We start from the raw sequence: 21,576 nt of genomic DNA on the forward strand, positions 1-21,576 counted from the left end.
AGGAGGACAACATGACTCAACGTATCGACGCACTCTTCGAGCAGGACCGCGCGCACTTCATGCACCCGTCCACGCACGCCTACGATCACGAGAGCGGCGCGCTGCCGGGCAAGATCGTGCGCGGCGGCAAGGGCATCCGCATCGAGGACCATCAGGGCAAGCAGTATATCGACGCCTTCGCGGGTCTTTACTGCGTGAACATCGGCTACGGCCGCACCGAAGTTGCGGACGCCATGTACGAGCAGGCGAAGCAGCTCGCGTACTACCACACCTATGTGGGCCATTCGTCGGATGCGATCATCGAGCTGTCGTCGCGCATCATCGACTGGGCGCCTGCCGGCATGAAGAAGGTGTACTACGGCATGTCCGGTTCGGATGCGAACGAAACGCAGGTCAAGATCGTCTGGTACTACAACAATGTGCTGGGCCGCCCGAACAAGAAGAAGATCATCTCGCGCGACCGCGGCTATCACGGCTCGGGCATCGTCACGGGCAGCCTCACCGGCTTGCCGAGCTTCCATCAGCATTTCGATCTGCCGATCGATCGCGTGAAGCATACGGTCTGCCCACACTGGTATCGCAAGGCGCCCGCGGGCATGAACGAGGCGCAGTTCGTCGCGTACTGCGTGGAAGAGCTCGAAAAGCTGATCGCGCGTGAAGGCGCGGACACGGTTGCCGCGTTCATCGCCGAGCCGGTGATGGGCACGGGCGGCATCATCGAGCCGCCCAAAGGCTACTGGCCGGCCATTCAGGCGGTGCTGCGCAAGCACGACATCCTGCTGATCTCCGACGAGGTGGTGTGCGGTTTCGGGCGTCTGGGCTCGAAGATGGGCGCGCAGCACTTCGGCATCGAGCCGGATCTCATCACGGTCGCGAAGGGCCTCACGAGCGCATATGCGCCGCTTTCCGGCGTGATCGTGGGCGAGAAGGTCTGGGACGTGATCGCGCGCGGCTCGCAGGAGCACGGGCCGATGGGCCACGGCTGGACCTATTCGGGACACCCGGTGTGTGCCGCCGCCGCGCTTGCCAATCTGGCGATCCTCGAGCGTGAAAAGCTCGTGGAGAACGCGGCGCAGGTCGGCTCGTACTTCGGCGCGAAGCTGCGCGAGGCGTTCGGCGCGCATCCGCTCGTGGGCGAGGTGCGCAGCGTGGGCATGCTGGCGGCGCTGGAATTCATGGCCGACAAGGAAGCGCGCAAGCCGTTCGACCCGGCGCTGAAGATCGGGCCGAAGGTTTCGGCGGCGGCGCTGGAGCGTGGCGTGATCGCGCGCGCCATGCCGCATGGCGACATCCTGGGCTTCGCGCCGCCGCTCGTCATGACGCGCACCGACGCCGACGAGATCGTCGGCGTCGTCAGACAGGCCGTGGACGAGGTGGCCGAGCGCAGCCTGGTGGCGGGGTAAGCCGCGAGGCGTGTCAACCGTTGACGGTTCAATGCCACGAGCCGCCGTACGCCAGTACGGCGGCTTTTTTGTTCCCGCTGGGCTTGCGCAGGTGTTGCTTTTCGGTCGCTTGCGCTTGCGCAATAGGCCGTGAAACCGTTGCCTGACAAGGCTCAAAAGCCCGCGGTTCTAGTGCGCGGCATTTTGCCACCACGTTGACGCACGCGCATGGTGTGACAATGCGTCGAAATCTTAAAAAATGTTAAAGAAGGAGTCGTTCGATGCTCTCACCCGTCGCAGGATCGGCTATCGTCGTGCGCCAAAGCAGCCGCGCTCCTCTCACCGGAACGCCACCCAGCGCACGCTGTTCGGGGTGCGCGATGCGCCATCTTTGCATGCCGCAGGGTCTGCCGGCAGAAGACCTGCCGAAGCTCGAGGCGCTGATCTGCGGGGCGCGCAAGGTGCGCCGTGGCGAGGCCCTGTATCGCTCGGGCGACCGCTTCGACAGCCTGTACGCCGTGCGCTCCGGCTCGCTCAAGACGCTGATCGTCAACCGCGACGGCCGCGAGCAGATCACCGGGCTGCGTCTCGCGGGTGACGCGCTGGGGCTCGACGGCATCGCCACCGACGTGCACGCGTTCAGCGCCGTTGCGCTCGAAGACAGCTCGATTTGCACGCTTCCCTACGCGGCGCTCAAGGGCTTGTGCCGCGAAAGCGGCACGATGCAGGACCGGCTGCACCGGCTCATGGGCGACCAGTTCAACCAGGAAGCCTCGCAGATGATGGTGCTGGGCTCGCTCACCGCCGAAGAACGCGTGGCCGCCTTCCTGCTCGACGTGTCGTCGCGCAACTGGCAGCGCGGTTATTCGCAGGCCGAGTTCCGTCTGCGCATGTCACGCGAGGACATGGGCAGCTACCTGGGCATCACGCTCGAAACCGTGAGCCGGATCTTGTCGCGCTTCCAGAAGCGTGGCCTCATCGACGCGCAGGGCAAGCTGATCCGCATCTGCGATATCGAGGGCTTGCAGACGGTTTGAGCGGGCCGCCGACGCGGCAGCCATCGAACCTCCGATGACTGCCGCAGCCAGCCACGCCTTACTTCTCGTCGAGACCCAGCCCCGGCAGGCGATGCGTGCCTTCGAGCTGAACCGCGTGCAGCAGATGCGGATCCAGGTCGAGCGCGCTCAGGATCGTCGGTGCGACCTGGGTCGTGAAGACGTAGTGGTCGTCCGTACGGCCGGCGTGGTGAATACCGGGGAACGACACGACGAGACCGAGGTGGCTGTCGTCGGGCGCGTTGCCGCCGTGCTCTTCATCCTTCGCCGTGCTCGACGTATAGATCACGCCCGGATTCGGCTGCACGATGATATCCGGCGTGCGGCCGTTCGACGGATTGCCGAACCAGTCCGCAAGGCGGTCGCCCGTGAGGATGTACGCCTGCGGGCCATCCGCGCAAATGCCCGGCGCGTTACAGCTCAGGTTCGCCTGCAGCGTCTTCACCACGGCGTCCTTCTGGCTCTGATCGCGCAGCCAGATCAGGCCAACGTCGTCGGTCTGCACCATGCCCGTGCCCGAGAGGCCCGAGCCGTCGTTCAGGTTGCCCGTCTTCGTGTTGTTCTGGCCGAAGTTGCCGGTCGAGTCCAGATAGTTGTTGGCTTCGAGCAGCTTCGTGAGCGTGTCGCCGTTCTTCACCAGCTTCGAGTGATCGGTCGGCGACTGGCCGTGCTTGGCCGTCACGATGATGAGCGTCGACGAGTACAGATTGCGCTGCTTCAGTTCCTGCACCACGCGGCCGAGCGAGTTGTCCAGATACGTGATGGCCGCGGCGACCTGCGGGCCCGGCGTGAAGTCGGCGTCGAGATAGCCGCCTTGTTTCGCCACAGGCGACTTCTGCGCGACGCTAAGCGTCTGGAAGTTCGTGCCGAACATCGTGGGCACCGGCGCGCTCGTCTTGCCCGTCGAGTCGAGGCCGTCGATCTCGTTGATCAGCGCCTGCACGTGGATGTTGTCGAAGACTTCGGTATGCGTGTAGGTGTCCAGATAATACGTGCCGGTCTTCGGATCGATCGAGTTGATCTCGGTGCGCGCCAGATCGTCCACGCCCTTGCCCGACGGACCGTTGACCCAGTCATAGCCCCACGCATGCTTGTCCGCCCACGCGGTGCGCGCGCCGTGGATGTTCTGCTTGATGACTTCGAAGACGGTGTTCGTCTTGATGTAATTGTGCGGGTACACGGGCGTGCAAACGCCGTTGACCTTCGCGTAGGGAATGGCTTGCGGATTGAACGCGCCGCCGCCGTCGAGGTGAATCAGCGCGCCGCCGTTCTCTCCGTCGATGCCGGTCGTTTCATCGAACACGACGTTCCAGCCTTGCGGGCCCTTGCACTGCGAATCGAGCGGTGCGTAGAGCGTACGGTCATATGACACGTCATAGAAGAGGCCCGCGCTCTTCGGCGAGCCGCCCGTGACCAGCGCCGTGAGGCCCGGGAACGAGTCGGACAGATGCGGCGTGTGGGCGTTCGTGTAGGTCACGCCCGACTTCGCGAGCAGCGCGAGGTTGGGGCACGAATTGCTGCCGATGCAACGGGCTACGTCCTGTTCGTGCAGGCCGTCGAAACTGATGAGCAGGACGTGCTTCACGTCCTTCATTTCTCCTGCGTAAGCCGTTGTGTGCACACCCGCAAGTGCCATTGCACCCGCGCCAACGACTGCGCCTAACCGCGACCACCGGCTCGTATTCTCCATCTTTCACCTCGTTTTTGTATTGCATTTGTGGGGACCTGCGCACAGCCCGAGCAATGTGGGGCTGGAAGGCGAATCTCTCGTGACGGCGTGCTTTCATCTTGCCGTCAGTTGTTATCAGTTGTTGCAAGACACGTTTGCGGACGCGTGAAGTGAGGGTTTTCGCGGGTGTAGACTCCTGCATTCGAGTGTTCACGGTTCGCGGTGGAGCGCTCGTTAAGAGTGAGTTCCATTCAGTCCATTCCGGGCATCGCATAATCGAATCCAAAGGGAACGTCATGGCAAAGGATGAAATCGTCTGGGGTATCCTGGGTACGTCGAAGATCAACGACAAGGTCGTCGTGCCCATGCACCACGCGCCGAAGTGCCGCGTTAAAGCGATTGCTTCGCGTTCAGCACAGAAGGCCCAGGCTGCCGCGGCGAAATACGGACTCGCGCAGGCGTACGACAGTTACGAGGCGCTGCTGGCAGACCCGGAAATCGATGCGGTCTATATCCCGTTGCCCAATCATCTTCATGTGGAGTGGACGATCAAGGCCGTCGAGGCGGGCAAGCATGTGCTGTGCGAAAAGCCGATCGGGCTCGATGCGCAACAGGCGCAACGATTGATCGCCGCGCGCGACAAGAGCGGGCGGTATATCCAGGAAGCCTTCATGGTTCGTACGCATCCGCAGTGGCTGAAGGTGCAGGCGTTGATCGAAGAGGGCGCCATAGGCGAATTGCGGGCGGTGACAGGCGGCTTTACCTACTACAACACCAATGCGCAGGACATTCGCAACCATAGCGATATGGGCGGCGGCGGCTTGCTGGACATCGGCTGTTATCCGATCACGACATCGCGCCTCATTCTCGGGCGGGAGCCGAAGCGCGTGGTCGCGCTCGTGGAGCGCGACCCGTCGTTCGAAGTGGACCGTCTAGGCTCCGTGCTCATGGATTTCGACGGCGTGCAAGCGAGCTTCTTTTACTCCACCCAGATTCATCCCTACCAGCGCATGCAGTTTCACGGCGCGACCGGGCGCGTCGAGGTCGAGATTCCATTCAATGCGCCGAATGACCGGCCTACACGGCTCTTGTTGAGCAAGCAGGGAGAAGCCGATCGCTGGCTGGAGCTTCCGGTATGCGATCAATACGGCGTGGCAGCGTCGGTTTTTGCCGAGGCGATTTTGAACGGCACGCCCCAGGCGATTGCGCTGGAAGATGCCTGCGCGAACATGCGCGTAATCGACGCCGTGTTCCGCTCGGCCCGCTCGGGCGCCTGGGAAAGCATTGCTTGACGTCGAAGCGCCGCGGGCGGGTTCAACGGGTTTTGGCTTGACCCGCGCCCGCCTTGCGGCTTTTCACATGGTCGATGAATGCGCGCAGCTTGGGCATGATCTGCCGGCGGCTGGGATAGCAGAGAAACACGCCCGGCAGCATCGGCGCGTAGGCGTCGAGCACGCGCACGAGTTTGCCCGCTTTCACGGCATCGGAAACCATCGGCTCGGGTAGCTGCGCGAGGCCGATGCCTTCGAGCGCCGCGCCCATCATGGTCGGGAAGTCGCTGGCGATCAGCGGTCCGGAGACGGCGATTTCCATGGCGTGCCCGTGGTCATCGAATGACCATGAGGCCAGCGCGCCGTTGGAGCGCCGCCAGCGCAAGCAGGCGTGCTCGCGCAGATCGTCCGTGTGGCGGGGCCGTTTATTGCCGGAGAAGTAGGCAGGACTACCTACGACAACGAGACGAAACGGCGGCGTCAGTGGCACCGCCACCATGTCGGCGGCGACGAGCTGTCCGAGCCGGATGCCGGCGTCGAAGCCTTCCGCCGCGAGATCGACCACTTCCTTGCTCGCGGCGATTTCCACCTCCACTTCGGGATAAGCCTGGCAAAACGAAGCGAGCAGCGGCTCGAGCAGCAGTGGGACGACCGCGCGCGGCACGGAGAGCCGCAACAAACCCGTAGGGCGCTGCCCGAGGTCGCGCGCGACTTCGCTCGCGGCGACCAGTTCCTCGAAGGCGGGTTTTGCGCGCGAAAGAAACCGTTCGCCGGCTTCGGTCAGGCCGACGCTGCGCGTGGTGCGCACGAACAGCGCCGCGCCGATGCGCTCTTCGAGCACACGCACTGCCTGGCTGATAGCCGAAGGCGTCACCCCGAGCTCCGCCGCCGCCTTGCGAAAGCTGCGGTGCCTCGCAACGCTCAGAAACGCCTCCACGCCATCGAGCGCACCTTGCCTGACTGTGAAGTTCTGCTTCATAGCGCATCAACATTGTGATGAATAGTTGCTCGCGGCAAACGATGGTACACCTAACGTGCCAGCCGATGACGCGCGCAAATCGCCTCGCGCGCAGGCAGGATCCGCCGCGAAGTCTGGCATTCATCTGGAGAACCGCTGATGAGCACGCCCGCCGTTCCCGTTGGCATCATCCCGCCGCGCCCGGCCTGGCGCAGCCTGCGCTGGATTGCGCCGGTCACGTTGCTGTGGATTGCCGTGATGTACTGGCTGCCGGCGATCCCTGGCAGCGGTTTTCAAACCACGGCGCACCAGCTCGTCGCCCAGATGTTCATGGCGCTCGGATTGTGGCTCGGCCTCGAGCGCACCGGCCTGACGCTGAGCCAGCGCCGCGCGACCTGGCTCGTGATTCTCATGGCGCATGCGCTTTGGTTCGCAGTCGTCTGGAGTGCGGCGATCCATGGCGTCTTTCGACTGAGCGCCGTCCCGCCGCCGTTGCCCATGCTGCCGTTGGCGATATTTTTGCCTGTGATGGTCGGCGCGCCGCTATTGCTGATGTCGAAGCGAATCGGGCAAGTACTCGACGCGATGCCGGCCGCATGGCTCATTGCGCTGCAGTTTTATCGCGTGTTCGGCAGTTGGGCGATCGCTGCGTGGCTGCACGGCGCGATGGCCGGCGTGGACGCGTTGCCGGCAGGCACCGGCGACCTGCTGACGGGCCTGTTCGCCGTGCCGGCGGCCATCGCGGTGGCAAGCGGCACGGCGCAGGGGCACAAGGCCGCCATCGCCTGGAACATTTTCGGGCTGATCGATTTCGCCGTTGCCGTGACCCTGGGGATGATCACGGCGCCCGGCCGATTCCAGCTGATCGCGCCGGATATGCCGAGCCTCAACGCGGGCACGTACCCGTATGTACTGACGCCCGCGTTCGTCGTGCCCAGTTCGATCCTGTTGCATGCGCTTTCGCTGCGTCAATTGTTCCGGCGCCGCGCCGCGTGAGCTCCCTTCATTTCATCCGCACATCGCAACGCACCTTGCAGGAGGCAACATGTCACCGGAATCGATCTTTCGCTTGCATCTCGCGCTCGGGTATGTCGCGTGGCTCCTTTGTTTTACCGTCTACGTCTGGCCCCGGCTCAGGTCGATGGAGCCATTCGAGGCGCAACGCGCGATCGCCATGCTGCACAGCTTCCGCTTCTTCGGGCTGGTCTTCATGCTGCCGGGCGTCGTGAGTCCCGATCTGCCCGCGAGTTTCGCCGTGCCCACGGCCTATGGGGACCTCGCAACGGGTGCGCTGGCCATGCTGGCGCTACTCGCGGCAAGAAAGCGGCCGGTGTTCTGGTTCTTCGTCGTGGCGTTCAATCTCGTCGGCGCGGTGGACCTGGTTCTTGCCTACTACCACGCCATCCAGGCCGGTGTGCCTGTACACGCAGGAGAGTTGGCAGCGACCTACGTGATTCCCGTAATTGTCGTGCCGCTGCTGGCAATTACGCACGGCGCCGCCTTTTATTTGCTGCTGCGTCCGCAGAGCAAGGGCGCCCGCGTGCTCGCCAACGCTTCGCGCACCTGAAAGGCGGGGCGGCAAATTCACTGGACAGAGGCCACGCGGCGTTGCTTTAATAAACAGCCGTTCATTCGCTAACGCAACCTGGTTCAGGAGACAACCCAGTGGACAAAGCCGCCGATCCGATCCTGCAGGTGCTGCACCAGTACAAAGCCGCGGTGCTGGCCAAAGACGTCGATGCGTTCGTCGCGCTGTACGACCCCGACATCCTGGCCTTCGACATGTGGGGCGTCTGGACGTACGCGGGCGTCGCGTCATGGCGCAACATGGTGGAGGGCTGGTTCGGCTCCCTGGGCGCCGAGCGCGTGATCGTGGATTTCAGCGAGGTGCACACCACCGTCTCCCATGAACTCGCCGTGGTGTACGCCTTCGTGAGCTACAAAGCAGTCGCGGCGGACGGCGAGGAATTGCGCTCGATGGACAATCGCATCACCGCGACGCTCAGGCAAACGGACGAGGGCTGGAAGATCTTCCACCAGCATTCGTCTTCACCGATCGATCCCGCGACGACGAAGGTCATTTTCAAACGTTAGTCGCCGAAAAGAAAATGCCCGACACGCGGTCGGGCATTTCGATCGGAGCATGACGGGCGCGAGCGGCCCGCCATGCCGTTACTGCTGGGCCTTGCCAGGCACCTGTTGCCCGCGCAACGAACAGCCCTTCGTTTCGATCACGAAGAAGAGTGCGACGGCGCCCACCGCGCATGCGGCCATCATGTAGTACGCCGGAACGAGCGGGCTGCCGGTCTTGTCCACGAGCCAGTCGCTCACGATCGGCGCGGTGCCGCCGAACAGCGAGGTCGAGACGTTGTAGGCAATCGCCATCCCCGCGTAACGCACTTGCGTCGGGAACATGGCGGGGAACATCGCCGAGATGGTCGCGAGCTGCGGCGCATAGAGCAGGCCGAGCACGGCGAAGCCGATCAGCGCGCCGCCCACGCCGTGGCGCATCAGCATGAACATCGGCACGGTGGCGACGAAAAGCCCGACGAGCGAAAACCACCAGAGCGTCTTGCGCCCCACGTGATCGGAGAGCCGGCCAGCGAACGGCAGCAGGGCCATCATCGCCAGCATGCCGATGAGCGGAATGAGCAGCGACATGTTCTCGCTCACGCCCAATTCCTTGTGCATGTACGTCGGCATATACGCGAGCAGCACGTAGTTCACGACATTGAGCGCGACCACGAGCCCGCCCAGCAGCACGAGCGGCACGCGATGCTCGCGCAGCAGGGTGCGCAGCGAAATGGCCGGGCGCTCCCGCTCCTGTTGCTCGAACTTCTCTTCCATCTCGCGGAATACCGGCGTGTCTTCGATGCGCGAACGCAGATAGAAGCCGATCAAGCCCAGCGGCGCCGCGACGAGGAACGGCAGACGCCAGCCCCACGCATGCATCGCATCGTTGCCGAGCGCGAGCGATGCCGCGAGCATCAGCAAGGCGCCTAGCGAAAAGCCGGCCAGCGTGGCGAACTCGAGGAAACTCCCGCAGAAGCCGCGCCGCGCGTCGGGCGCGTATTCGGCCATGAAGGTGGCTGCACCGCCATATTCACCGCCGGTGGAGAAGCCCTGGATCATGCGCAATACGATGAGCGCGGCCGGAGCGATCCAGCCGGCTTTCGCATAGGTCGGCAGCAGGCCCACGAGCAGCGTGGCGCCCGACATCAGCAGCACGGTCAGCGCGAGCACTTTCTTGCGCCCGAAGCGGTCGCCGAGCGGCCCCCAGAACAGGCCGCCGAGCGGGCGAATCAGAAATGAAATGGCGAAGGTGCCGAGCGCGAACAGCGTGGCGCTTGCCGTGCTGCCCGGAAACAGCGCCGCGGAGATATACGCGAGCCCATAGGCGTAGATCCCGTAGTCGAACCACTCGGTTGCGTTGCCGAGCGCAGCGGCGGTAATGGCCCGGCGTGGCAGCGTGTGCGCGCTGCCGGTGGGGGCGGCGTGCTGGTCGTGGTCGGGAGTCGACGTATCGTCCCATAGGGACCGGCCCGGCGTGGGGGAATGCCAAGTTTCGGCGAATCGCATAAGACGTCCTCTTGTCAGGAACCGCGGCCCGAATGGCGCGCTTGAGCGATCAAGTTAGTCCCGTCAATTTCTGTTTCCGATGTCATAGGACGATTTCGCATCGGGACTTTCCCTGCCTGCGCATCGCGCGTCCCTGTCGAGCGGGTGCGGTGGCGACTTTTGACCGCTCTTCGGGATTCGCCCTCGAGCGAGCGGCAGCAACATTTGCCGTTTTTCTGGTGGTTGGGCTGTCTCGCGGTTCGCTAGTGACAACTGTTGCGATGCACAAAAATTGACTTCCGGCACACTGGAACCGGCCCAGGACTAACCCGAATGCAAGAAAGTATCAGTCTGCGGTCTGATTTTCAGTGGTGGAGGCGTGCCGCGGCGGGTAATTTTCAGACATGGCGGCGCGCGGTCCGAAGACAGGTCGAGCGTATGCGCAAGTAGCCGTCGCAGAACAAGAAAAAACTGTGCAGGAGGAGTCGAGATGCAAACCATTGGGGCACCCGCGGCGCGCACGAACGCGCCCGGCGCCACGCATTCCCAGCCTGACCTCGAACTGGTCGCCGTGCCGCGCGACGAGTCGTTCAAGGTCTGGTCGCACGGCTACCCCTATCGGATGGTGCGCTGGCACTTCCATCCCGAGTACGAGATCCACCTCATCACCTCGACCACGGGCAAGTATTTCGTGGGCGATTTCATCGGCAGCTTCGCGCCCGGCAATCTCGTGATGATCGGCCCGAACCTGCCGCACAACTGGGTGAGCAGCGTGCCGCACGGCGAGGCGGTGGACGAACGTTGTCTCGTCCTCCAGTTCGACGCGGCTTTCATTGCCCGCGCGATCGATGCGTTTCCCGAATTCAGGCGCGTGGAGGCGCTGCTCGATGCGTCGCGCTGGGGGCTGCTGTTCACGCCGGAAACGGGCGCGGCCGCCGAGCCGATCCTGCGCGAGATGCTGGGCGCACAGGGCATGCGACGTGTCACGCTCTTCATCGACCTGCTCGATCTGCTCGTGCAAAGCGAGGAGCCCGCGGCGCTCGCAAGCGAGGCGTATCGCGCCGACCCGGCCCGCTATGCGGGTACGCGCATCAATCACGTGCTCGCCTTCATCGGCAAGAATCTCTCGCAGGAGTTGCGCGAAACGGAGCTGGCGGAACTGGCCGGGCAGAGCGTGAGCGCATTCTCGCGCTATTTCCGCCGCCATACGGGCGTGTCGTTCGTGCGTTACGTGAACCAGCTGCGCATCAATCTGGCGTGCCAGCTGCTGATGTCGGGCGAACTGAACATCACGGACATCTGTTATCAGGTGGGCTTCAACAACCTCTCGAATTTCAACCGCCAGTTCCTGTTGATCAAGGAAATGTCGCCGTCGCGCTGGCGATCCTATCAGCGGCTCAACGCCGCGAGCGCGGCCAGCAAGAGCGAAGCCGTGTACGGCGTGCCCGCGATCGGCTAGCGGATCGCCCAGCAAAAGAGGTTCAAGCGCAGTGCGCATGTCAGGCATTGCGCAGGACGAACTCACACGTTCACAAGGCAGCACGACAGCACCGGCCACTCTACCAGGCATTCAACCAAAAAACGGAGACACCCAATGACCCGACTTCACACCCAACTGATCCGCGCCGCCGCACTCAGTCTCGCCCTCGCGGGCATCACGTCGGCCTACGCCGCGCCGAGCGGCACGGTCGCGTTCCTGATGCCCGATCAGGCCTCCACGCGCTACGAGCAGCACGACTTCCCCGGTTTCAAGGCCGAAATGGGCAAGCTCTGCCCCGACTGCAAGGTGCTCTACCAGAACGCGAATGCCGATGCCTCGCAGCAGCAGCAACAATTCAATTCGGTGATCGCCCAGGGCGCGAAGGTCATCGTGCTCGACCCGGTGGACTCCACGGCCGCGGCTTCGCTCGTGCATATGGCGCAAAGCCAGGGCATCAAGGTCATCGCGTATGACCGGCCGGTGCCGTCCACGCCTGCCGACTACTACGTCTCGTTCGACAACGAGGAAATCGGCAAGTCCATCGCCCAATCGCTCGTGCAGCATCTGAAGGAGTCGGGCGTGGCCGGGAGCAAGGGCGGCGTGCTCGAAGTGAACGGCTCGCCGACCGACGCCGCCGCCGGGCTCATCAAGAAGGGCATTCACGAAGGGCTGCAGGGCAGCGGCTACAAGACGCTCTCCGAGTACGACACGCCGGAGTGGGCGCCGCCCAAGGCGCAGCAATGGGTGAGCGGGCAGATCACGCGTTTCGGACCGCAGATCGTGGGCGTCGTGGCCGCCAACGACGGCACGGCGGGCGGTACCATCGCGGCCTTCAAGGCGGCGGGACTCAATCCGGTTCCGCCGGTCACGGGTAACGATGCGACCACCGCGGGCCTGCAACTGATCATCGCGGGCGACCAGTACAACACGATCCTCAAGCCGAGCGAGATCGTGGCGGGCGCGGCGGCGAAGGTGGCCGTGGGCTTCCTCGACGGCAAGCCCGTGAAGGGCGAAACGACGCTCTTCAAGACGCCCACGCAGCTCTTCAAGCCGGCCGTCATCACGCAGAAGAACATCAAGGCGGAAGTGGTGGACAAGGGCTTCGCGAAAGCGTCGGATCTGTGCACGGGCCGTTACGCCGATGGCTGCAAGAAGCTCGGCATTGGCGGCTGATACGCATGGCTGGGCCCGGCGCGCGCCGGGCCCTGAGAGCAACGAAGAGGTACCCATTTCATGACTGACGAATCCAGCAACCGCGCAACGGACAGCGCCACGGACCGAGCCACGACAAGCGACGGCGCGCCCGGCGAGCTGGTGCTGAGCCTGCGCGGCATCTCGAAGCACTTCGGCGCGGTTTCGGCCCTCACGGATATCGAGCTCGACGTGCACGCGGGCGAGGTGGTCGCCCTCGTCGGCGACAACGGCGCGGGCAAATCGACGCTCGTGAAGATTCTTGCGGGCGTGCACCAGCCGAGCGCCGGGACCATCACGTTTCGTGGCCAGCCGGTGAACCTGTCCGATCCGGGCACGGCGCTCGACCTGGGGATCGCGACGGTGTTCCAGGACCTCGCGCTTTGCGAAAACCTCGACGTCGTGGCGAACATCTTCCTCGGCCGCGAATTGAGCCCTTACCGGCTCGACGAGGTCACGATGGAAGTGAAGGCCTGGACGCTCCTCAACGAGCTTTCGGCGCGTATTCCCAGCGTGCGCGACGTGGTCGCCTCGCTCTCGGGCGGCCAGCGCCAGACCGTGGCGATCGCGCGCTCGCTGCTGCTCGACCCGAAGCTCATCATGCTCGACGAACCGACCGCCGCGCTCGGCGTGGCCCAGACCGCCGAGGTGCTGAACCTGATCGAGCGCGTGCGCGACCGCGGGCACGCCGTCATCATGATCAGCCACAACATGGAAGACGTGCGCGCCGTCGCCGACCGCATCGTCGTGCTGCGCCTTGGCCGTAACAACGGGATTTTCTATCCCGACTCCTCCAACGCCGAACTCGTGGCGGCGATCACCGGCGCGACGGAAAACGCGGTGTCGCGCCGCGCGGGCCGCCGCCAGGCGCAACAGGATGTCCAGTGAAAGGAACGATCGTGAGCAAGACTATCCATGGCGCTGCGCAGCCTGAAAACCCGGATGCCTCAAAGCCCGATGCGAAGCCATCCACGCTGCTCGACCGCAGCGACGTGCGCGTGAAGCATGCGAGCGGAATCGGCGAGAGCGTGTCGGCATTCGTCGACCGCGTGCGCTCGGGCGACCTGGGTTCGCTCCCGGTCATCGCGGGGCTCGTCATCATCTGGACGGTATTCACGAGCCTGAACCCCGTGTTTCTCTCCGCTGACAACCTCGTAAACATGCTGTTCGACTGCTCGACGGTCGGCGTCATTTCGCTTGGCATCGTCTGCGTGCTGCTGCTCGGGCAGATCGATCTCTCGGTGGGCTCCATGAGCGGCTTCGCCTCGGCGCTCGTCGGCACGCTGTGGGTCAACGACGGCTGGCCCGTGCTGCTCGCTATCGTCGCGGCCATTGCGGTGGGCGCGGTGATCGGCGCACTGTATGCGCTGCTGCTCAACTGGATAGGCATGCCAAGTTTCGTCTCGACGCTCGCGGGCCTGCTCGCCATCCTCGGCATGCAGCTCTACGTGCTCGGCTCGACGGGCTCTATCAATTTGCCCTACGGCTCGGCGATGGTGAACTTCGGACAACTGATGGTGATTCCGCCGATCGTCTCGCACGTGATCGCGCTGCTGCCCGGTATCGTGCTCCTGCTGCTCGGCCTGCGTACGCGCACGCGCCGCCATGCGGCCAGGCTTTCGGCGCCTTCGGTCGCAGGCCTGCTCGGGCGCGCGGCGGCGCTGACCGTGTTCCTCGAAATCGTCGTGGCCTATCTCAACCGCGGGCGTGGCGTGCCGCTGATGTTCGGCCTCTTTCTGGGTCTCGCCGTCGTCATGCAGTACGCGCTCACGCGCACGCGCTGGGGCCGCTCGATGCACGCCGTGGGCGGCAATCACGAAGCCGCGCGGCGCGCGGGTATCAAGGTCGGCGCGATCTATACGAGCGCCTTCGTGCTGTGCGCGAGCCTGGCCGCAATCGGCGGCGTGCTGACCGCGGCGCGACTCGCTTCGGCGAGCCAGCAGGCCGGCACCGGCGACGTCAACCTCAACGCGATCGCGGCGGCCGTGATCGGCGGCACGAGCCTTTTCGGCGGGCGCGGCAGCGCATGGTCGGCCGTGCTCGGCATCATCGTGATCCAGTCGATTGCGAGCGGCCTGACGCTGCTGAACCTGTCGTCGTCGCTGCGCTTCATGATCACCGGCGCTGTGCTGGCCATTGCCGTGATCGTCGATTCGCTCGCCCGCCAGTCGCGTGTTTCGCATGGCCGCGCCTGAGGCGTCGGCACCTGATTCAAGGAGAAAGTCACCCATGTCTGAATCGATCAAGGGTAAGGTCGCCGCCATTACCGGCGCGGCGTCCGGCATCGGCTTCGCGTGCGCGCGTGCGTTCGTGGACGAAGGCGCGAAAGTCGTGCTGATCGACCGCGCAGAGGACCGGCTCGCGAAATGTTGCGCGGAGCTGGGGCCCAACGCGGCGCCCCTCGCCATGGACCTGCTCAACGCGGCGGACTATGCGACGATGCTGCCCAGGATCCTCGATCTCGCGGGCGGGCTCGACATCTTCCACGCCAACGCGGGCGCGTATATCGGCGGCGAGGTGGCGAACGGCAACCCCGACGAATGGGATCGCATGCTCAACCTGAACATCAACGCCGCGTTCCGCTCGGTGCATGCGGTGCTGCCGCACATGATCGCGCAGAAGTCGGGCGACATCGTTTTCACGAGTTCGGTGGCGGGCGTCGTGCCGGTGGTGTGGGAGCCCATTTACACGGCCTCGAAGTTCGCGGTGCAGGCGTTTGTGCACACCGTGCGCCGCCAGGTCGCGAAGCACGGCGTGCGCGTGGGCGCGGTGCTGCCGGGCCCTGTGGTCACGGCCTTGCTCGATGACTGGCCCCAGGCGAAGATGGATGAAGCGCTGGCCCAGGGCAGTCTCATGCAGCCGAAGGAAGTGGCCGATTCCGTGGTATTCATGCTCACGCGGCCGCGCAACGTCACCATTCGCGACCTCGTGATCCTGCCGAACAGTGTCGATCTTTAGGGCCTGTTATCAGCGTGAACAGGCCCTAACCACAATCAACGAGCCATGACCTCAATTAACCAGGCCGGCGGCGCACGCCATACCGTCGGTGTCGATGTGGGCACGGGCAGCGCCCGCGCCGGCATTTTCGATTCCGCCGGTCGCATGCTTGCGTCGGCGAAACACGACATCAGCGTGTTTCATGAGAGCGGCGGCATCGTCGAGCAATCGAGCACGCAGATCTGGAACGCCGTCTGCCAGGCCGTGAAGGAAGCGCTCGCGCAGGCCGCGATCTCGCCGGAGCAGATCGCCGGCATCGGCTTCGACGCCACCTGTTCGCTCGTCGTGCTGGGCGAGGGCGGCACGCCGTTGCCCGTTGGCCCGTCCGAAGTCGCCGAGCGCGACATCATCGTGTGGATGGACCATCGCGCCGTGGAGCAGGCCGAGCGCATCAACGCCGCGGGCCACGACGTGCTGCGCTTCGTGGGCGGCAAGATCTCTCCGGAGATGGAAACGCCCAAGCTGCTGTGGCTGCTGGAAAACCGGCCCGAGGTGTTCGCCGCGGCCTGGCAGTTCTTCGACCTGACCGACTTCCTCACATGGCGCGCCACGGGCGATCTTTCGCGCTCCACCTGCACCGTGACCTGCAAGTGGACCTATCTCGCGCACGAGCAGCGCTGGGACGAGAGCTACTTCCGCAACGTGGGTCTGGGCGTGCTTGCCGATGAAGGCTTTGCGCGCATCGGCCGCACGATCGTCGAGCCCGGGACGCCGCTCGGCAGCGGGCTCACGCCCGAGGCTGCCGCGCAGCTCGGCCTGCGCGCGGGCACTGCCGTCGCGACGGGCGTGATCGACGCGCATGCGGGCGGCATCGGCACGGTCGGCGCGCAGGGGCAGCCCGAGGCGTGCCTCGCGTACGTGTTCGGCACCTCGTCGTGCACGATGACGACCACGCGCGACCCCGTGTTCGTGCCCGGCGTGTGGGGGCCGTACTACGCGGCGATGGTGCCCGGGGCGTGGCTCAACGAAGGCGGGCAGTCGGTGGCGGGCGCGGCGATCGAGCGCTTGCTCGCGATGCATCCGCTCGCTGCAGAAGCCGCGAGCCGCGCGGCGAGCGAAGGCCAGTCGCTGCCGACGATGCTTGCCGGGCTGGCGGTCCAGGCTGCGCAGAGCGAATCGGGCGCGGTGCGCCTCGCGCACGATCACGGCCTGCACGTCGTGCCCGAATTCCTCGGCAACCGCGCGCCATTTGCCGATCCGCAGGCGCGGGCCGTCATCGCGGGACTCGGCATGGAGACGGACATGGAGAGCCTCGTCGCGCTCTATGTCGCGGGCATCGGCAGCATCGGCTATGGGCTGCGGCAGATCGTCGAGGTGCAGGCCCAGGCGGGCGCGCCGATCGAGCAGGTCGTGATCAGCGGCGGTGCGGGCAGGCTCGACCTCGTGCGCCAGCTGCTGGCGGACGCAACGGGCAAGCCCGTGCTGGCCACCCACGCCGAGGAGCCGGTCCTGCTGGGCGCGGCCATGCTGGGCGCCGTGGCTGGCGGCCTATACGATAACGTGCGCGACGCGATGGCCGCGATGTCCCGGATCAGCAAGGTCTACGCACCGGCCACGGGCGAGATCGCGGCGCTGCACGAAGCGCGTTACCGCGCCTTCACGCAGTTGCAGGACGTGGCGCGCGCGATCCGATAACGGCTTGGCCGGGAGCTAGCGGCTCACGCCGCCTCGCCGCTGCGCTGCGCGAGCGCGGCGGCAGCAGCCTGACTTTGCGCGAGGTGGCGCAGCAGCTTCGTCACCATCACGACGACGGTGAGCGCGAGCAGTACGAAGAACACCGCTAGCGGCGTGAGCACGTGCACGGAGACGAAACCGGCCAGCCCCATCATCGCCGAGGAAACGAGCAGCAGCGCGCAGCCGAGAATCGCGCTCGTCAAACCCGCGATATGCGGGAACAGCGAATTGCCCTTGGCCATCAGCGTGGGATACATCGCACCCGCGCACAGACCCATCACGAGTACAGGAACGGCGAGCGTCCACACGCGCAGGCCCACCGTGAGCGCGAGCACGAGCATCGCGATGGCCGCGCCCGCCATCACGCGCGCCCCCACACGCAGACGTTGCTCCGGGGTAGGCAGGCGCGGGCCGTGCAGCCGGTTCGAGAGACCGCCCAGGAAATACATCAGGCCGATGCCGAGCGCGAGATAGCCGAAGAAGGTGGGCGGCCTGTGCAGCGTGTTCTGCACCATGAACGGCCCGACGACGTTGAAGACGAGCAGGATGCTGTAGCACAAGCCCTGGGCGAGAAAGCAGCTCTGGAACACGGGGCTCGCGAGCACCTTGCCCGCGTTCGCGATGAGCGTGCGCGGCTCCAGCCGCACCGGTTGCCGCAAGGTCTCGCGAAAGCGCCACAGCAGCGCCCACATTACCAGCGAATAGACGAGCAGGAACACGAGGCAGGCCTTCCAGCCGAATAGCTCCTGCAGATGCGCGCCGATCACCGGCGCGATGATCGGCGCGAGTCCCCACGTAATCGACATGTAGGTGAACGCGTGCATGAGCGCGGTGCCCACGAACGAATCCGTGATGATGGCCTTCGCGAGCAGGTTGGTCGCGGCGATGCCGAAGCCCTGCAGGCAGCGCGCCAGCACGAAAGTTTCCAGATTCGGCGCGGCGAGCGAGAGCAGACAGCCGAGCGTATAGATCACGAGGCCGAAAGCCAGCACGCGCTTGCGCCCGAGCGCGTCGGAAATCGGTCCGAAGATGAGTTGGCCGAACGCGTAGGCGGCGAGATAAACGGACACACTCGACTGGATCGCCTGTGGCGACGTCGCGAAGTAGCGCGCCATGGCCGGCAGTGCGGGCACGTAGATGTCGATGGCGAGCTGTCCGGCCGAGGCGAACAGGCAGATCAGGAACAGCAGGAAGCGCGGCGAGTTCGCCTGGCGTGCGGCGGTGGCGGGACGTTCGGGCAGATCGTGAGTCATGACAGCGTGAAAAGGGCGGGTTCCGGTGCGGCGGCGCTGGGGGGCGTTGGGGCAGCTGTTCGGAAAGCACGTTCGGATCACGAACACGGCGTCCGGCGCGGCGGCGCAGGCGCGTATTGTGCCCGTTATCGCCGACTTCCGTGCGACGCCCCTCTCAGGCGCGGCGCTTGCTGAGCTTCCGCTTATCTCGCCCAGGATAGTCCCGGAGTGCCGAAATGCCAGAGAAAAGGCCGAAAGAGGCCGTGCGCCGTCCGACCACTGCGGAGGACTATGAAGTCTTCTGCGGCGAGCAGATCGACGGCGCGGGCCGCTACTACGGATTGCTGCGGATTCGCCGCAAGACCGATGGGCGGCTCATCTATCCGTTCGACGGCTGTCCGCGTCCGGGGCCGTGCGCGACCGGTCCGCAGGCAAGGCAACAGGCACTCACGCTCGCGGATGAGCTGATTCGCGCGGACATTGCCACGCCCGAAGGGTGAGCAGACCCTGCGCGCCGAAGGGGGAGCATGCCCAGCTCAAAGGGAAAACACTTCGTGCACCGAAGTCTGAATCACGCCGCCATTCATCGGGCCGCCGCCCGCCACATGAATTGCATCGCCCACGACTGCCGCGCCCATGCCATGACGCGGCGTGAGCATGGGCGCATAGGCCTGCCATGAATCGGTCGCCGGATCGTAGCCCTCGTTCTGCCCGAAGACGCGCCGCGTGCCTTCGCCGCCCATGCAGAAGAACCGCCCGCGCCACGCCGCGCCGCCGTGGCCGGAGCGCGGCGTGGGCATGGGCGCGCGTTCTTCCCAGGCGTCGCGCTTCGCGTCGTAGGCCACGTGCATCCCGGTGTTGAAGTCGAACGTATCCATGCGCCCGCCCGCCACGAGTATCCAGCCCGCGAGCGAGACGGCCGCCGTGTGGTCGCGCGGACCGGGAATGGGCGCGAGCGTCTTCCAGGTGTCGCTCTTCGGGTCGTACGCCTCGTGCCAGTCCACCGAGCGCGTGTCGCGGCCGCCGATCGCATGCAGCATGCCCTCGTGCGCCACGACGGAAATCGCGCCGCGCGAGCCGCGCGAAAGCGGGTGAATCGCGTGCCAGCGGTCGTCGGCGACGACATAGGCGTAGCAGTCGGGCACGGCGATGCGGTTCTGCTCGACGAAACCGCCCATCGCGTAGACCACGCCGTCGAGCGCCGCCACGCCGATATGATTCGCGCCGCGCGGAACGGGCGCGGCGTTGCGCCAGGCGCCGCGCGCCGCATCGAATACATGGTGATAGGACCGCGCGACCTGGCCTGCGCCGTAGCCGCCGATCACATGCATGCGCTCGCCTTCGCTCGTCGCCCACGCCATTTCGCTGCGCGGCAGCGGCAAGGGCGCGGCCGTGGTCCACACGCCTTGCGGCGTGGCGCGCGGAGCGCTCGAATAGAAGAAGCGCTGCATGAACGCTTCGGGTGGCAGCTGCGTGGCGTTGGGGTCGCGCAGGTTCGCGTAGAGGCCGCCACGCTGGGCCTTTTGCATCGCTTGCGGGTCTTCTTCGGGCACGGGCTGCATGTCCGCAGCCATCGCTTCGCGCTGCGTGCACCAGGCGGTGCTGCTCGCGGCGAGGCTCAGTTCGAGGAAGCGGCGACGGGAAAGCGGCATGGCGAACCTCGCGGAGGTGGAGGGGACGGCATTGGGCGCGCTTTTCCCGGGGCGTTTTTCTCGCTCGCACAGCGCGTAGTGGATACGGTACACGGGAACGTTGTCGCCCACTTTGTGTTACTACGCGCCGATCCAGGGCGCGATCGGTTTCGCGCCGCCAGGCTGCCTGGTCGACCGTCTTGAGAATTTAATTTCAAGTTACGTCGGCGGAAGAGAATCGAATACTCCGTCATCTGGAGAATCCACTTAATTTTGGAACCATTTTTTAGTGCCCGGGGCGTAGCATTTTCGACATTCCGTTGTGCGAGAAACGAAGATGAGCGAGAAGGGCGATTTGCGTTACTTTGACTATGCCGCGACCACCCCGGCGGACCCGCGGGTGATCGAGGCGATGTTCGGCTGTCTGGGCATGGAAGGCGATTTCGGCAACCCTGCCTCCAGCTCGCATGGCGCGGGCCAGCGGGCGCGCCGGCTCGTCGAGCAGGCGCGCAAGGACGTGGCGGCGCTCATCGGCGCCGATGCCGAGGAGATCGTCTGGACTTCCGGCGCGACCGAGTCGAACAATCTCGCGCTCAAGGGCTATGCGGACCGCGCGACGCAAAAGCGCCATCTCATCACGAGCCAGCTCGAGCACAAGGCCATTCTCGATACGATGACGAGCCTCGAAGCGCGCGGCATGACCGTCACGCGGCTCGCACCGGACGCGCAGGGCGAAATCACGGCAGCGGCCGTGGCCGCCGCGCTCACGCCCGACACCGGTCTCGTCTCGCTCATGCTGGTCAACAACGAACTGGGCACGCTCACCGATGTCGCGTCGATTGCGAGCGTGGTGCATGCCGCCGGCGCGCTGCTGCACGTCGACGCGGCGCAGGCGCTCGGCAAGACGCCCATCGACGTGAAAGCGATGGGCATCGACCTCCTTTCGATGTCGGCGCACAAGGTGTACGGGCCGAAGGGCATCGGTGCGATCTACGTGAACCGCGAGGCGTTCGAGCGCATCGCGCCGCAAATGCATGGCGGCGGTCACGAGCGCGGTCTGCGCTCGGGCACGCTGGCCACGCATCAGATCGTCGGCATGGGCGTGGCGTGCGTGATTGCGCGCGAGGCGCTGCAAGCGGACAGCGAGCGCATTGCGCGGCTGGGCGAGCGCCTGCTGGCCGAGGTGCTCGCGTTGCCGGGCGTCACGCTCAACGCCGCGCGCGCGCGGCGCATTCCCCACACGCTGAGCCTCACGATCGATCTGCCGGGCTTCTTCCCGTTTCTGCTGACCGGCGACCTCGCGATCTCCTCGACCTCGGCCTGCAACTCGGCTGCTGGCACGCCCTCGCACGTGCTCACTGCCATCGGGGTTGGCGAAGCGGCGGCAAACCGCACGGTGCGCCTGAGCCTCGGGCGCTTCACGAAGCCGGAAGACGTCGATTTCGCGGTGGACTGCATTCGTCGCGTTGTGGCGCCGT

18 protein-coding genes and 1 pseudogene are annotated in these 21,576 nt (G+C 65.4%); 14 read left to right on the plus strand and 5 right to left on the minus strand.

What is annotated here, in order from left to right:
- Positions 1-11 precede the first annotated feature (11 nt).
- The gene (locus AB3X98_RS19500; protein ID WP_368605228.1) at positions 12-1,403 is read left to right on the plus strand and encodes an aspartate aminotransferase family protein; all 1,392 of its coding nucleotides are present in this window, start codon (positions 12-14) and stop codon (positions 1,401-1,403) included.
- 359 nt (positions 1,404-1,762) lie between these two features.
- Positions 1,763-2,419, plus strand: coding sequence for a helix-turn-helix domain-containing protein (locus AB3X98_RS19505; RefSeq protein WP_028203801.1), 657 nt, complete (start codon positions 1,763-1,765; stop codon positions 2,417-2,419).
- A gap of 58 nt (positions 2,420-2,477) precedes the next feature.
- Here AB3X98_RS19505 and AB3X98_RS19510 read toward each other — a convergent pair whose 3' ends face one another.
- Complete coding sequence (locus tag AB3X98_RS19510; RefSeq protein ID WP_368605229.1) at positions 2,478-4,127, minus strand: alkaline phosphatase family protein; 1,650 nt, start codon at positions 4,125-4,127, stop codon at positions 2,478-2,480.
- A gap of 275 nt (positions 4,128-4,402) precedes the next feature.
- Between AB3X98_RS19510 and AB3X98_RS19515 the strand changes: the two genes are divergently transcribed.
- Entirely contained in the window at positions 4,403-5,398 is a 996-nt protein-coding gene (locus AB3X98_RS19515) for a Gfo/Idh/MocA family protein (RefSeq protein ID WP_368605292.1), read from the plus strand.
- Between the two features lie 22 nt (positions 5,399-5,420).
- Here AB3X98_RS19515 and AB3X98_RS19520 read toward each other — a convergent pair whose 3' ends face one another.
- Positions 5,421-6,356 (minus strand): LysR family transcriptional regulator, encoded by a 936-nt coding sequence (locus AB3X98_RS19520; protein ID WP_368605230.1) that lies wholly within the window; start codon positions 6,354-6,356, stop codon positions 5,421-5,423.
- Positions 6,357-6,494: 138 nt separating this feature from the next.
- Between AB3X98_RS19520 and AB3X98_RS19525 the strand changes: the two genes are divergently transcribed.
- The 3 genes from AB3X98_RS19525 (at position 6,495) to AB3X98_RS19535 (ending at position 8,429) form a co-directional block, all read left to right on the plus strand.
- The gene (locus AB3X98_RS19525) at positions 6,495-7,331 is read left to right on the plus strand and encodes an MFS transporter (protein WP_368605231.1); all 837 of its coding nucleotides are present in this window, start codon (positions 6,495-6,497) and stop codon (positions 7,329-7,331) included.
- Positions 7,332-7,380: 49 nt separating this feature from the next.
- Entirely contained in the window at positions 7,381-7,902 is a 522-nt protein-coding gene (locus AB3X98_RS19530) for a hypothetical protein (protein WP_368605232.1), read from the plus strand.
- 98 nt (positions 7,903-8,000) lie between these two features.
- Positions 8,001-8,429, plus strand: coding sequence for a nuclear transport factor 2 family protein (locus AB3X98_RS19535; protein WP_368605233.1), 429 nt, complete (start codon positions 8,001-8,003; stop codon positions 8,427-8,429).
- A gap of 78 nt (positions 8,430-8,507) precedes the next feature.
- Here the strand turns inward: AB3X98_RS19535 and AB3X98_RS19540 are convergent, their stop codons facing one another.
- Complete coding sequence (locus AB3X98_RS19540) at positions 8,508-9,914, minus strand: MFS transporter (protein WP_368605234.1); 1,407 nt, start codon at positions 9,912-9,914, stop codon at positions 8,508-8,510.
- Between the two features lie 469 nt (positions 9,915-10,383).
- Between AB3X98_RS19540 and AB3X98_RS19545 the strand changes: the two genes are divergently transcribed.
- From AB3X98_RS19545 to AB3X98_RS19570, 6 genes are all read left to right on the plus strand, one after another.
- Positions 10,384-11,352, plus strand: a complete 969-nt coding sequence (locus tag AB3X98_RS19545) for an AraC family transcriptional regulator (RefSeq protein ID WP_368605235.1) — start codon at positions 10,384-10,386, stop codon at positions 11,350-11,352.
- Positions 11,353-11,487: 135 nt separating this feature from the next.
- Positions 11,488-12,546, plus strand: a complete 1,059-nt coding sequence (locus AB3X98_RS19550) for a sugar ABC transporter substrate-binding protein (RefSeq protein WP_368605236.1) — start codon at positions 11,488-11,490, stop codon at positions 12,544-12,546.
- Positions 12,547-12,606: 60 nt separating this feature from the next.
- Complete coding sequence (locus tag AB3X98_RS19555; protein WP_368605237.1) at positions 12,607-13,452, plus strand: ATP-binding cassette domain-containing protein; 846 nt, start codon at positions 12,607-12,609, stop codon at positions 13,450-13,452.
- Positions 13,453-13,463: 11 nt separating this feature from the next.
- On the plus strand, positions 13,464-14,759 hold the full coding sequence (locus tag AB3X98_RS19560) for a sugar ABC transporter permease (protein ID WP_368605238.1): 1,296 nt from the start codon (positions 13,464-13,466) through the stop codon (positions 14,757-14,759).
- A 34-nt stretch (positions 14,760-14,793) separates the two neighbouring features.
- Positions 14,794-15,522, plus strand: coding sequence for an SDR family oxidoreductase (locus AB3X98_RS19565; protein WP_368605239.1), 729 nt, complete (start codon positions 14,794-14,796; stop codon positions 15,520-15,522).
- Positions 15,523-15,567: 45 nt separating this feature from the next.
- Positions 15,568-17,196 carry an FGGY-family carbohydrate kinase gene (locus AB3X98_RS19570; protein ID WP_368605240.1) on the plus strand — a complete coding sequence of 543 codons (1,629 nt, stop codon included), beginning with the start codon at positions 15,568-15,570 and terminating at the stop codon, positions 17,194-17,196.
- Positions 17,197-17,219: 23 nt separating this feature from the next.
- Here the strand turns inward: AB3X98_RS19570 and AB3X98_RS19575 are convergent, their stop codons facing one another.
- A complete protein-coding gene (locus AB3X98_RS19575) occupies positions 17,220-18,488 on the minus strand; it encodes a multidrug effflux MFS transporter (RefSeq protein WP_069263745.1) in 1,269 nt (422 codons plus the stop codon).
- Between the two features lie 215 nt (positions 18,489-18,703).
- Between AB3X98_RS19575 and AB3X98_RS19580 the strand changes: the two genes are divergently transcribed.
- Positions 18,704-18,967, plus strand: coding sequence for a DUF6723 family protein (locus tag AB3X98_RS19580; RefSeq protein ID WP_069263747.1), 264 nt, complete (start codon positions 18,704-18,706; stop codon positions 18,965-18,967).
- A 36-nt stretch (positions 18,968-19,003) separates the two neighbouring features.
- On the opposite strand, the gene AB3X98_RS19585 is transcribed toward AB3X98_RS19580, so the two are convergent.
- Positions 19,004-20,119 (minus strand): Kelch repeat-containing protein, encoded by a 1,116-nt coding sequence (locus AB3X98_RS19585; protein WP_368605241.1) that lies wholly within the window; start codon positions 20,117-20,119, stop codon positions 19,004-19,006.
- Between the two features lie 316 nt (positions 20,120-20,435).
- Here AB3X98_RS19585 and AB3X98_RS19590 point away from each other — a divergent pair.
- Positions 20,436-21,569, plus strand: a pseudogene (locus AB3X98_RS19590) (cysteine desulfurase family protein); the annotation flags it as partial.
- Between the last annotated feature and the right edge of the window lie 7 nt (positions 21,570-21,576).

The organism is Paraburkholderia sp. BR14312 (assembly GCF_040948675.1).
In the GTDB taxonomy this organism is placed as follows: domain Bacteria; phylum Pseudomonadota; class Gammaproteobacteria; order Burkholderiales; family Burkholderiaceae; genus Paraburkholderia; species Paraburkholderia nodosa_A.